This is a genomic window from Ligilactobacillus acidipiscis (genome assembly GCF_900116935.1).
Classification (GTDB): domain Bacteria; phylum Bacillota; class Bacilli; order Lactobacillales; family Lactobacillaceae; genus Ligilactobacillus; species Ligilactobacillus acidipiscis.
The window spans coordinates 1,404,128-1,416,655 of record NZ_LT630287.1 but is presented as its reverse complement, the minus strand read 5'-3'; the positions used below and the strand labels follow the sequence as shown (position 1 = coordinate 1,416,655).

Here is a 12,528-nt window from a genome sequence, read left to right as displayed (position 1 = left end):
CAACGTAATCATTTACAATAAAAATGGTGCCTTTTTAGGTGCCTAATTCACACTCTGTATGCTGAGCGAGTGGTGCTTATTAGATATAAGTTCTCGCCAAATGAATGCAGGGGAGGAAAAAAACTATATTCGGAGGTATTTAGTAATGGCAGTTATTACTATGAAACAATTGCTTGAAGCTGGTGTGCATTTTGGACACCAAACACGTCGTTGGAACCCTAAGATGAAGAAGTATATCTTTACAGAACGTAATGGTATCTATATCATTGATTTACAAAAGACAGTTAAGTTGATCGATAAAGCTTATAACTTTATGAAAGAAACAGCCGAAAATGATGGTGTTGTTCTTTTCGTTGGTACAAAGAAACAGGCACAAGATTCGATCGAAGAAGAAGCAACTCGTGCTGGTCAATACTATGTTAACCATCGTTGGTTAGGTGGTACTTTGACTAACTGGAATACTATCCAGTCACGTATCAAACGTTTGAAAGACTTAAAGAAAATGTCTGAAGATGGCACATTTGATATCTTACCTAAGAAGGAAGCTGCTCAGTTGACCAAACAAATGGAAAAACTCGAGAAGTTCCTTGGTGGTATTGAAGACATGCCTCGTATTCCAGATGCAGTCTTTATTGTTGATCCACGTAAAGAAAGAATTGCAGTTAAGGAAGCTCAAAAATTGAACATTCCGATCGTTGCTATGGTTGATACAAACGCTGATCCTGATGAGATCGACGTTAAGATCCCATCAAACGATGATGCTATTCGTGCCGTACGTTTGATCACATCTAAGATGGCAGATGCTATCATCGAAGCAAACCAGGGCGAAGAAAATGATCAAGTTACCGAAGAAACATTCGTCAAAAAAGATGAAAAAGTAGATTCCATCGAAGATATCGTTGAAGCTGTTGAAGGCAACAATGGTCATAAAGATGCTGAATAGTTAATTTCAACTTAGGCTGTCTTAGATGTTGGGTAAGTTTGCCTAATGGTCTGAGGCAGCTTTTTTAAAGAAAATATTTAATAAGGAGGCCATTGAGTTATGGCAAAAATTTCTGCTTCTCAAGTAAAAGAATTACGTGATAAAACAGGTGTTGGTATGATGGACGCCAAAAAAGCATTAGTCGCAACAGAAGGTGACTCGGCAAAAGCCATTGATTTCTTACGTGAAAAAGGAATAGCTAAAGCTGCTAAGAAGAGTGATCGTGTTGCTGCTGAAGGTTTGGCCAGTGTTACTGTTTCAGGCAATACTGCAGTGATCGTTGAAGTTAATGCAGAAACTGACTTCGTTGCACAAAATGCTAAGTTCAAAGACTTAGTTAAGCATATCGGTGAAGTTCTCTTAGAAAGCAAACCTGCTGATGTTAAAGCAGCATTAGCTGTGAAAACAGACAAAGGGACTTTGAACGATGAATTGATCGAAGCAACACAAGTTATTGGTGAAAAAATTAGCTTGCGTCGTTTCCAAATCGTTGAAAAAGAAGATAGTGACAATTTTGGTGCATACTTGCATATGGGTGGTTCTATCGCTACACTGGTAGTTGTTGCCGGTGCCGATGAGTCAACAGCTAAGGATGTTGCAATGCACGTTGCTGCTATCAATCCTAAGTTTGTGAGCCGTGATCAAGTTCCTGAAGAACAAGTTGCTCATGAAAAAGAAGTTTTGACTGAAGAAGCTAAAAATGAAGGTAAACCAGAAAAAATCATCGAAAAGATGGTCAGTGGCCGTTTGAATAAGTACTTTGCGGAAATTACCTTGGATGATCAAGACTTTGTTAAAGACTCAGACCAAACAGTTGCTAAGTATGTTGCATCTAAAAATGGTAAAGTTAAGAGTTTTGTTCGCTTCCAAGTTGGTGAAGGTATCGAAAAGAAGCAAGAAGATTTTGTTTCAGATGTTATGAGCCAAATTAAGTAAGAACCGAAAAAAGAAAGCCAAGCGGCTTTCTTTTTTTTGGGTGCGCCCGGCATGGGCAGTAACTAGGCGGTGTAAGTCCGCTGTGAGCCGTAGTGGCCGGTATCACGAGTCGAAGACAAGGGTGTCTATCGTGAGGTAGAATCTGAAGGAAGTCCTAGACGAAACATCGAATCGATGAACAAGAAGTGGCTAAAAGGCTGGAAACGGTGGGATGAGATTGCCTAACAAATCGAAGTCCCTGACCACTCGAAACCGTCACAGTAAAGCCAACGGTTTGATGCGAAAGCTACTGCTCTTACCCGGGGAGGTCTGTCATGGTAGTTCTCTCAAGCTGGAAGTTATTTCTGGCAGGAACAGGCTCAATAGTAATGTTGAGTTGTCCATGACAGAAGTCAGCCGAGGCCATAGTAGCCAGTAATGGTGAAGGGCTGAACAACAATAATTTTGATTCATCCTGGAGGTGGAAACAATACGACAATCGCAGAAAACAGAAAATAAAGCTGACTACCTGCGGAGGGTAACCCTGGAAGGGTCAGAGCAAACAGGAGCGCGTAGCGTTGTTTCTGGTGAAAAGAGAACTCAAAATGGCTTATTACGTGAGAAGGTCTTAGACCGGAATAATTTAAATCGGGCCTTTGTCCATGTCAAGCGTAATAAAGGGGCTGGAGGAATTGACGGCATGTCCGTTGAGGAACTTGGCCCATACTTGAAAGAGAATAACGTAAAACTAATCGAGGCCTTGCGAACCGAAAGCTATGAACCCCAACCTGTCAAACGAGTTGAGATTCCTAAGCCAGATGGTTCGAAACGTCAGTTAGGAATCCCAACGGTCGTTGACCGTGTGGTTCAACAGGCGTTACAACAGCAACTGTCTCCTATTTTTGAAAAAGTATTCTCAGATAATAGTTATGGTTTTCGACCACACCGCAGTGCACAAAGTGCTGTGAAAAAGGTGGTTGCTTATTATAATCAGGGTTATCACTACGTGGTCGACCTTGATTTAAAGTCCTATTTTGACAATGTGAACCATGATTTACTAATTAAATTTGTTGAAAATTACATTAGTGAGCCATGGGTCTTGCATTTGATTCGTAAGTTCTTGACGAGTGGTGTGATGAATGGTCGATTTTTCGAGAAGTCCGCTAAAGGTACACCGCAAGGTGGCAATATTTCACCATTACTAGCAAATATTTATCTGAACGAGCTGGACAAAGAATTGACCAGAAGAGGACATAAATTTGTACGCTATGCGGATGACTGTAATATCTATGTTAAAAGTAAGCGTGCGGGTGAACGGGTTCTCAAAAGCATCACCCAGTTTTTAGAAAAGGAACTCAAAGTTGAAGTGAATGCAGAAAAGACGCAAGTCGGTTCTCCACTAAGACTGAAGTTTCTAGGTTTTTCTCTGGGTGTGGGACGCAATAGCGCCTACCCGCGTCCTCATCAAAAACCTAAACAGAGAATTAAACAGGAATTGACAAGAATCACCAAGAGAAGCCGAGGCGTCAGCCTTGATAGGATTCTGCATGAAATTAAGCAGAAAATGCAGGGCTGGATCCAATATTATTCCATTGGGAAGATGAAAATCTTTCTCCAACAACTAGACAAATGGTTGCGCTCGCGCATCCGCCAGTATATCTGGAAACAGTGGAAGAATATCGGAACCCGTTATAAAGCATTGATTAAACTAGGCTTGACACCCAAACAGGCGAAAATCTACGTCAATACTCGTAAGGGATACTGGCGCAACGCGCACAGTAAAACACTGTTGATGACCATAACTAATAAAAGACTGGCACAGCGTGGGCTAATAAATCTGTCCAAACTGTACCAGTCTATTCAAGCAAAAGCTTAAGTTGTTGAACCGCCGTATACGGTTCCGTACGTACGGTGGTGTGGGAGGTCGATAGTGTGAACTATCTCCTACCCGATTTTTAAATCGTTAATTCCAAGGAACGTAACCATTTTTGCGGGATCGAATGATCTTGTGCTAAGCTGCGATCTTCTTTCATGATCACTTGGCCGGGATCAATATATGACACGAATTCATTTAGTTCGGCTAATGTAAGAGCGCACAGATGTTTTTGGTAGATCAAGCCAGCAATATTTACAGCATTCGGGTGAAGTAAAGCGGGGTCCAAGAAAGTATTCATATGTTTCAACTGTTGGCTTTGTTCGACCTGAACGATAATACTTTGAGCTGTGGTCGGTAAATTTTTAGCACTAAAGAATTCAGCGAATGGATAAAAAGACTCAAGTAACTGCAGATAATTTTTATCCCAGACGATCGGACGCTGGTTTTGTTTAGCCGTTTTATCATAGCGGTATAGGCGTTCTGGGTCAAAAGGAGATAGTAAGGCGGTTAAAGGCTGGTCTGCTGGATTTTTAGTGATAAACTTCAGCAACATTTCTTGCATCCCGTTTTCTGATAGGATGTTTTTTTGCTCGGAGATCGGCGCAATTTTGGAACCCAAGATCAAGGTGTCCAACTGCTTTTCTCGGAAGGCCTTTTTCCACTTTTTGATTCTTTTTTTGTGATTTCCGTGGCTGTAAAATGAGTCGCAATACCCGATCGTACTATGACTTCCTCTGGCAATTAGAGTGAAACTGCCAAATTGGCCATCGTCATTTTTAAAGGCAGCCATTTGAATACCACCTAATTTCACAGAATAGTTATAAGGTAAAATTTTCAAATTTGCTTGAACTGGTTCCAATAAATCAACTCTGACTAGTTTCTGAATTAATTTAAAAAGCTCAAATGATAAATAAATTGGTTTAGAACCAACATAATTATCTAATAAATCTAAAGTATCAAAATCTATGTGAGTCAATATGATATAGTCATGTTCCCCTAAGTCGGTATCATCAGTCAAGATCGGGTCGCAAAGGATCCGCGTTTGTTCAGAGTTTAAAGTTAGATAATTGTCAGGCAAATGATTCACCACCCTTAATAAAATTTACAGGTTTGCGTCAGTTTTAAAGTTCAAAACTGATAGGTCTGTTGATGCAGTTACTAGTTCGCTGATCAGCTGTTGCATATTTTCCAAGCCTAGTTGCTGCATTTTAATGCTTTGCTGAGTTAGATACTCAGTGCATTTCGTTCCAGTTAATTTCAAGGCTTCTTGGTCGCTGTGGTGCAATAAGTTGCTGAGTGCGATATTTGTATTTTTTTGAGCATCTTTCAAGAATTCTTGGAGTTCGGTATAATGTCCGTCAACTAAGACACCAACAAGTTTATATACCCAATAAGCTGAATCATTGCTATATTTTTGCTGACCGACTTTGTAGGCTGGATGGACATCTGTCGTTCCGGCGTATGTTGGGATGAAAATGCTTTCGGCAGTGACGCCCATAGCCAACCAGTGAATTCCAGCGATTTCAGTAGGAAGCTCAGGACGGAGCTGCAAAATATGAGATTCTTGAGTTTTTGCCAGGCTGATCGGGCGGAATTTATGCTTCTGTTCCTCTGTTCCAAAGCCGAGCGGATCATAAGGCGTATCTTGAAAATGTGAGCCCAAGACATATTTGAAGTCGTCTAGGCCTAATAAGCGGTCAGCTTTTCTAATAAAAGGCAAATCTTGACTCATAGGTTCTTGCTTTATTTCAGGATTGAATACTTTTTGACCATACCACACCCGTGGTGTACTATATATTTCATCTGAAAGATCGTGAGTGCCAAAAATATTGCGAAAATTGAAACTGTTTGGTTGGGGGTTCAAATGATTCTCAGAAACAAATGTCCGTATATTTTTGGCATACATAAAATTATTTGGTTGTGAAAAATCGATTTCTTGGATGGCTAATTGATTAGCCACTATCGCATAAGAATCATCTGGAATTCGTTGTGCGACCCACTGGTGGCCACTCCCTGTTTCGAGATACCAAACTTCATTTTGGTCAGAAAATAAGACACCATTGCTTTCGCTGGTACCATATTTTTCTACTATTTCTCCTAATCGATTTACACCTTCACGCGCAGTGTGGACATACGGTAAAATAACTGTCAGCATAGCTTCTTCACTGATACCGTCCTTAACGAGCGGATCATAGCCCAAAACACGTTCGTTGGCGTAGGCGCTTTCTGTAGCACTCATGGCTACACCGTACTCATTTATTCCATCTTCTTCGAAGACACCAAATTTATCGGTCCACTCCGGTGTCGCAGAATATTTTGCACGAACAGTCGGCAAAGAAAGTTTGAAACCATTGTCTGGTGAAACGAACTTTTGGGGTTCACTATATTCTTTGTGGGCATGGATCTGCATATGCTTAGGCCAAGCACTTTTAGAATCTTCGTTTCTTGCAATAATTGTTGAACCATCGATTGTGGCCTTTTTACCGGCTAGAATGCTGGTACATGCTGAAAAATCATCTTTATTAAATGGCATTATTTTCTCCTTTGATAACTAGTAGGTAGTTTTTGGATGTTTGCAAAAATCTCTTATTTATAGCTATCTTATCATAAATTTTCTTAAATTATAGTAGGCTGGATATCTATTTTTGTTTTTAGATTGGAGATATTGCTTTTTACCGCTACTTTAAGTAAGATACTGATTAAAGAATTTAATTTATTTGAGAATTTGCTATTTAGTGGAGGTCTTTAATTTGCCTGACAATGTACAAAAAAATCAAGCTGGTCACTTACAAATCGGCGGAGTAGACAGTATAGAATTGGCCCAAAAATATGGTACACCAGTAATTGCCTATGATACGAGTGTCATAAAACAAGAAATTGCGGCGTTTAAAAAGACTTTTTTAAATGCCGGCATCAAGCATCGAATTGTGTACGCTAGTAAGGCTTTTTCTTCTTTAGCTATGTATCGTCTTTTGTCAGAATACGATGTTGGTTGTGATGTAGTTTCCGGTGGAGAACTCTATGCCGCGTTAAAGGGCGGAATGGACCCAGAAATGATCGAATTTCACGGAAATAATAAAACACCGGCTGAGTTAGAATATGCCGTCCAAGAAAATATTGGTTGTATTGTTGTTGATAATTTTTATGAGATCGAACTCTTAGATGAGATCTGTTCCGCGCAAAATAAGAAGGTAAGTGTAGTTTTGCGAGTAGCCCCAGGGATCGAAGCTGAGACACATAAATATATTTCAACAGGACAGTCTAACTCTAAATTTGGTTTTGATTTGGATTCTGGTCAAGCCAAAAAAGCATTGACGATGTTGCTGGATGCTGATAATTTAGAGGTGCTGGGTGTTCATTGCCACATTGGTTCACAGATTTTCGCAGTTGCTGGGTTTGAAATGGCAGCCGTTAAAATGGTTCAATTGTTGAAACAGTGGAAAGATGAGTTTAACTTTGATGCACAAGTTTTAAATCTTGGTGGGGGTTTTGGCATCAAATATAATGAAGATGATCATCCGTTAGGACCCGCGCAATTTGTCAAAACTATCGTGCAAACAGTTCAAGCGGAGGCACAAAAAAACGACCTTATGTTACCTGAGATCTGGATCGAGCCGGGGCGTTCATTGGTCGGTGAAGCTGCAACAACTCTCTATACAACTGGTTCGACTAAGAAGGTCCCAGGGATCTGTAACTTTATCGCCGTCGATGGCGGGATGGGGGATAACATTCGGCCAGCGTTATATGGGGCAAAGTACACTGCCTTTTTAGCTGCTGCCCCCAATGCTCGGACTACTCAAAAAGCTACTATTGTGGGTAAGTATTGTGAATCTGGAGATGTTTTAGTCGCTGATCAGGATCTGCCAGAGGTCCATCCGGAGGATATTTTGGCAATACCTTCTACGGGTGCTTATGGATATTCGATGGCTTCTAATTATAACCGAAATGGGCGTCCCGCCGTCGTTTTTTGTGAGAATGGCCATTCACAGTTAGTTCTTAAAAGAGAAACTTATGCAGATATGTTGCATCTAGAAGTTGAATAATGAGTGAAAAAAAGCAAAAACTGCGGAGTTTGTGGAAAACCACAGCTTCGCAGTTTTAAATTAATATTAATTATTGAATAAATCACAACGCAAGATTTTGTTCTAAATATTGCGCAATTCCATCATGATCGTTATCGACCGGTGTGATATTGTCGGCAATATCACGGATCCATGGAGCAGCATTTTGCATAGCAACACCAGTCCCAGCATAACTTAACATTTCAACATCATTTTGTTCATCACCAAAAGCGATGATATCTTCGCGGGGAATGCCGTAGTATTTAGAAAGAGATTTAAGTCCGACTTTTTTATTGATATTTTTGGGTGAAAGCTCCAAGACTGGTGCTGGGCCGCCCCAGACGCTGACTGTCACGTCTGAATCATAAGTCTGTTGAAGCTGATGAGTGATCGTTTCTTTTTTATATGGATCGACTAGCATTGTGATCGCAGACGGATCTTTTGTCAGGTTAATTTGGTTTAATATTTCCTGGGAACGCGAAGCTGCAGGGAAAAAAGGCGAAATTGAACTATCAGTCGAATCTGTTAATGTAAGTCCTTGTCCATGTGCCGCAATAGCTTGGATCCCCAATGTGCTTTTAGCTGCAAGTATTTCTAATACGATCTTTTTTTCAAATGTGATCTCATAAGCATCCTTCCAGTGACGATGCGGCATATGTCCAAGGGCACCATTGAAATTGATCATAGGTGTATCCAAATTTAATTCATCATAATAATCAATGGCCATTTGATCTGAGCGACCAGTTACGATAGTAACGACATGTCCCATATCTGTGGCTTTTTGTAAAATTTGTTTAGTTTTAGGTGAGATCTTTTTGGTGGAAGTCAGGGTCGTTCCGTCTAAATCAAGTGAAATCAATTTTCTTTGCATGTTTTAAGCCCCCTAAATTTAATGGTAATAGGTTAAAATTAGCATAATCAGACAAAATTTGCCAGCTAAAGTTTGAAATGAGCAATTTAGTGGTCCCAAAAGTTTATTTTGGGAAAGGTAATGCGTGGATGCATGCGGTATCAATTAATGGCAGAGACAGCTATGAGAAGAAAGTTTTAAGACCACACAAATTCATGCAGAGTAAAAGTTTAGCTATACTAAAATTTAACGGAGCTTTAAATCAATAAGGATGTATAATCTAGCCTATCTTTGCTATAATTTAGTTTGTTAAGTAATTGGAGGGAATCAGATGATCAGCGTTAGTGAAAAACAGGTTGCTAGTCTACCGGTCTTGGAAGTAGTCGATGCCGTTAGCACCAGCGAAAAGCTGCCTTTAATAGTATTTTATCATGGTTGGACTAATTGCAAAGAAGTCGTTTTAACTCAAGGGTATGAATTGGCCAAGCGCGGATTCAGGGTAATTTTACCTGAGGCTTTGTATCATGGGGTACGGGCTGAAGGAAAAGTTACGGATCATTTCCTTTCATTTTGGGAGGTCCCTTTAAAGTCTGTCCAAGAGTTTACACAACTTATTAATTATTATCGAGAACATGATCTGATACTAAATGATCAAATCGGTGTTGGCGGCTTTTCTATGGGAGGTATCACGACTTGCATGTTGATGGCTGCAAATGATGAAATTAAAGCAGGGGTCGTTTTGTCAGGCACACCACACCCTGTGGAATTTTGTCAACAGATCCTGTCTGCACTGCCAAGTGATGTTGAAATTTCTCCAGCATATAAAAAGAATCAATTGAAATTATTGACAAAATATGACCTCTCGTTGCATCCGGAAAAGATCATGCAACGACCACTACATTTTTGGCATGGTGATGCTGATGAGAAAGTACCATGTGATCTTACTGAAAATTTTGGAAAATCAGTCAAAGATATCCCGGCGGCACAAAATGTGTCGATCCATATTAGTCATGGTGCAAAGCATAAGCTATCGTATGATGTAACACAAGAAATGGTTCAAAAATTTATTAACTATCTTCAATAAAGGAGTCTGAAGGATATGCAAGAGCAAGCAAGAACTACTCAAGAGATCAAAGATGATATTATAGCGCACTTGCAAACAGTGATCGATCCGGAATTAGGAATTGATATTGTTAATTTGGGGTTGATTTACAATGTGGATTTAGAAGATGATGGGACGTGTTTGATAGAAATGACGTTGACAACTATTGGTTGTCCACTGACAAATATATTGGCGGATATGGTTGAATCTGCTTTAAAAGATGTGCCTGAAATTAAAAAAGTCGATGTGGAATTTATTTGGGAGCCGGAATGGACGATCGACCGCATGACACGGTATGCAAAAATGGCTTTAGGTATCCATTAATATTAGAAGGAGTTAACTGATTTGTTTAGAAATAAAACTTTTTTGACATTTTTGAACGCTTGTCTAGCCTTTTTGGCCGTGTTTATTTTTTTTCAGATCCAGCAACGTGACGTCGTAATTAAATTAAATGATCATAATTTGTCAATGGACGCGTATCAAGTTCGGCTTAAAAAGAATTGGACCGCTGCTCAGATCGATCAGAAGCTAAATGATGCAAAAAAAATCGATGACATCCAAGTTCACTATCGACCACGTGGTTCTAAAAAGTTGACCTATTTTTATGGAAAAGGGTCATTCGCGACGCCGCCAATGGTGTCTGGCAACTTTTTTTCTAAAAATGATTTTGTTTCTGATTTAAGTGTGGCTGTCGTTGGACAAAAATTGAATCAAAAGTTATATAAACCCAAGGATCAGCAATATTTAAAACTTAACGGAAGATATGTGCCCGTCATAGGTGTCATGGGCGAAAAGATCAGTTCTAATTTAGATCGGCAAATTTTTATTGCACCTTCACAAAAGAAGTTACAACAGATGAAGGCATCACAGTATGATATTATGATCGATGGCGACAAAAATTTGCAGGCTGCTGAGATCAAAGCCATTTTGCCGATCAGTGAGATTCAGAAAAGCCATTCACAACAGTTTGTAATGACTAGATGGGAATGGGCAACTACGCATTGGCTTGAATTGATAGGTCTTTTGGGAATTTTCGCTGTGATGGCAATTGAGATTTTTTTGTGGCGTTTTTCTTCACACAAATTTTATACTCATATACTCAAAGCAGGTGCTAAGGTCGCACAATTGGCTTTGAATGAATGGTCTAGTTACTCATTGTTTAGCGGATTGGGCATCTTAGCGGGCACTTTTATTGGTTGTTTGACTTTTAGTATTCAAAACTATGCTGCGTTAATTCTTTATTTAATATCATGCTTTGGAGCAGTTAGTTTATTATTTAAATTTTTTGTAAAAAGGGGTATTAAAAAAAGTAAATGAAGTTACCGCAAGAATTTATAGATAAATATCGTAATTTACTAGGTGAGGAATCTGACGCTTTTTTCACTACTTTTGATCAGCCTTCAGAAAAAGGCTTTCGAATCAATCCACTTAAATCAGATCCACAAAAAATTCAATATGCCCTAAATAAACCAGTGGAATATACCAAATATGGCTATTACGGTTCAGTTAGTGGCAAGTCTTTAGAACATCAGAGCGGTTATGTTTACAGTCAAGATCTGAGTGCGATGTATGTTGCAGAAAACGTGACTGTTGCTCCTAAAGCTAGGATCCTTGATCTTTGTGCTGCGCCTGGCGGTAAATCGACTCAGGTGGCTTCATTGATGAATAATCAAGGATTGTTGGTCTCAAATGAGATCAATCATGCGCGAGCTAAGATTTTGGCAGAAAATGTTGAACGGATCGGTGCTAAAAACGTCATTGTTTTAAATGAGTCGCCAGCTAGATTAGCCGAAGTTTTTCAAGATTATTTCGACCAGATCCTAGTAGATGCACCATGTTCAGGTGAAGGCATGTTTCGCAAGGACCATCAGGCAGTCTCATATTGGAATAAGGATTATCCTCAGCAGTGTGCCGGAAGGCAAAAAGAGATCCTTACCTCGGCTTATCAGATGTTAGCCCCCGGAGGCTCGATAATCTATTCAACTTGCACTTTTGCACCAGAAGAGGATGAACAGGTCGTTGAATGGCTGTTAGAGCAATATCCTGCTTTACAGATCCAACCTATAAAAAAGTACCCAGGGATGGATGATGGACGACCGGAATTTGCTGATTCTAACTCAGATCTAAGCGATGCAGTTAGATTGTGGCCCCATCATTTCAAAGGTGACGGCCATTTTATTGCGAAGTTGACTGATACGCGTCCGAAAAAAGCTGCAGTCTCAGTCAAAAAAGTCAAAAAGAAACGAATGAACCAACGACAAAGTTTGACGAAAGAACAACTAGCACTTTGGGAGGATTTTTCTGCTGTTTTGACTGATGGATTTCACTTTTCACTGGCAGACTTAAGATGTTATGGTGATCATTTATACTTTTATCAGCATTCTTGGCCAGACATCTCACATTTGAAATTTATGCGTCCAGGATTGTTATTGGGACAATTTAAAAAGAAACGATTTGAGCCTGCATATACTTTAGCATTAGCGTTGCAGCCGCAAGATTGTAGTCAGATTTTAGAAGTTTCACATGATGATTGGGCGAAGTATGTCCATGGTGAAACGATTTTAGCTGGAGGCTCGTCCTTGAGAAATGGTTGGAAACTACTAGTGTGTGAGGGTAAGCCGTTTGCATTTGGCAAATTAGTTAATGGTACAGTGAAAAATTTCTTTCCTAAAGGATTAAGGTTTGAAGCCTGACTTTTAGTTGTATAATACAAAATATTTAAAAAGCCACAAACCAAGGTAG

The 12,528-nt window shown here is 39.7% G+C and carries 11 protein-coding genes; 8 read left to right on the top strand and 3 right to left on the bottom strand.

The features are described 5' to 3' along the window. Positions 1–145 precede the first annotated feature (145 nt). The 3 genes from rpsB (at position 146) to ltrA (ending at position 3,773) form a co-directional block, all read left to right on the top strand. The gene (gene rpsB, locus BQ5903_RS06500; RefSeq protein WP_010494327.1) at positions 146–943 is read left to right on the top strand and encodes a 30S ribosomal protein S2; all 798 of its coding nucleotides are present in this window, start codon (positions 146–148) and stop codon (positions 941–943) included. Between the two features lie 99 nt (positions 944–1,042). Continuing rightward, a complete protein-coding gene (tsf, locus tag BQ5903_RS06495; protein WP_056971172.1) occupies positions 1,043–1,918 on the top strand; it encodes a translation elongation factor Ts in 876 nt (291 codons plus the stop codon). Positions 1,919–2,387: 469 nt separating this feature from the next. Further along, positions 2,388–3,773, top strand: coding sequence for a group II intron reverse transcriptase/maturase (gene ltrA / locus BQ5903_RS06490; protein ID WP_079579310.1), 1,386 nt, complete (start codon positions 2,388–2,390; stop codon positions 3,771–3,773). 79 nt (positions 3,774–3,852) lie between these two features. On the opposite strand, the gene BQ5903_RS06485 is transcribed toward ltrA, so the two are convergent. Beyond that, complete coding sequence (locus BQ5903_RS06485; protein WP_231920821.1) at positions 3,853–4,860, bottom strand: hypothetical protein; 1,008 nt, start codon at positions 4,858–4,860, stop codon at positions 3,853–3,855. 15 nt (positions 4,861–4,875) lie between these two features. Then, on the bottom strand, positions 4,876–6,306 hold the full coding sequence (locus BQ5903_RS06480) for a C69 family dipeptidase (RefSeq protein ID WP_056988157.1): 1,431 nt from the start codon (positions 6,304–6,306) through the stop codon (positions 4,876–4,878). 217 nt (positions 6,307–6,523) lie between these two features. On the opposite strand from BQ5903_RS06480, the gene lysA reads away from it, so the two are divergent. Then, positions 6,524–7,816 carry a diaminopimelate decarboxylase gene (gene lysA, locus BQ5903_RS06475; protein WP_079579200.1) on the top strand — a complete coding sequence of 431 codons (1,293 nt, stop codon included), beginning with the start codon at positions 6,524–6,526 and terminating at the stop codon, positions 7,814–7,816. An 82-nt stretch (positions 7,817–7,898) separates the two neighbouring features. Here lysA and BQ5903_RS06470 read toward each other — a convergent pair whose 3' ends face one another. Then, complete coding sequence (locus tag BQ5903_RS06470; RefSeq protein WP_010494315.1) at positions 7,899–8,705, bottom strand: Cof-type HAD-IIB family hydrolase; 807 nt, start codon at positions 8,703–8,705, stop codon at positions 7,899–7,901. Between the two features lie 310 nt (positions 8,706–9,015). On the opposite strand from BQ5903_RS06470, the gene BQ5903_RS06465 reads away from it, so the two are divergent. From BQ5903_RS06465 to BQ5903_RS06450, 4 genes are read left to right on the top strand one after another with little or no spacing between them, the layout of a single operon-like run. Beyond that, entirely contained in the window at positions 9,016–9,768 is a 753-nt protein-coding gene (locus BQ5903_RS06465) for an alpha/beta fold hydrolase (RefSeq protein WP_010494313.1), read from the top strand. Positions 9,769–9,783: 15 nt separating this feature from the next. After that, complete coding sequence (locus tag BQ5903_RS06460; RefSeq protein ID WP_010494311.1) at positions 9,784–10,110, top strand: metal-sulfur cluster assembly factor; 327 nt, start codon at positions 9,784–9,786, stop codon at positions 10,108–10,110. Between the two features lie 21 nt (positions 10,111–10,131). Further along, positions 10,132–11,103: an ABC transporter permease gene (locus BQ5903_RS06455; protein ID WP_079579198.1), complete on the top strand. Its 972-nt coding sequence runs from the start codon at positions 10,132–10,134 to the stop codon at positions 11,101–11,103. Further along, positions 11,100–12,479: an RsmB/NOP family class I SAM-dependent RNA methyltransferase gene (locus BQ5903_RS06450; protein ID WP_079579196.1), complete on the top strand. Its 1,380-nt coding sequence runs from the start codon at positions 11,100–11,102 to the stop codon at positions 12,477–12,479. The genes BQ5903_RS06455 and BQ5903_RS06450 overlap by 4 nt, the downstream gene beginning before the upstream one ends. The last annotated feature ends 49 nt before the right edge of the window (positions 12,480–12,528 follow it).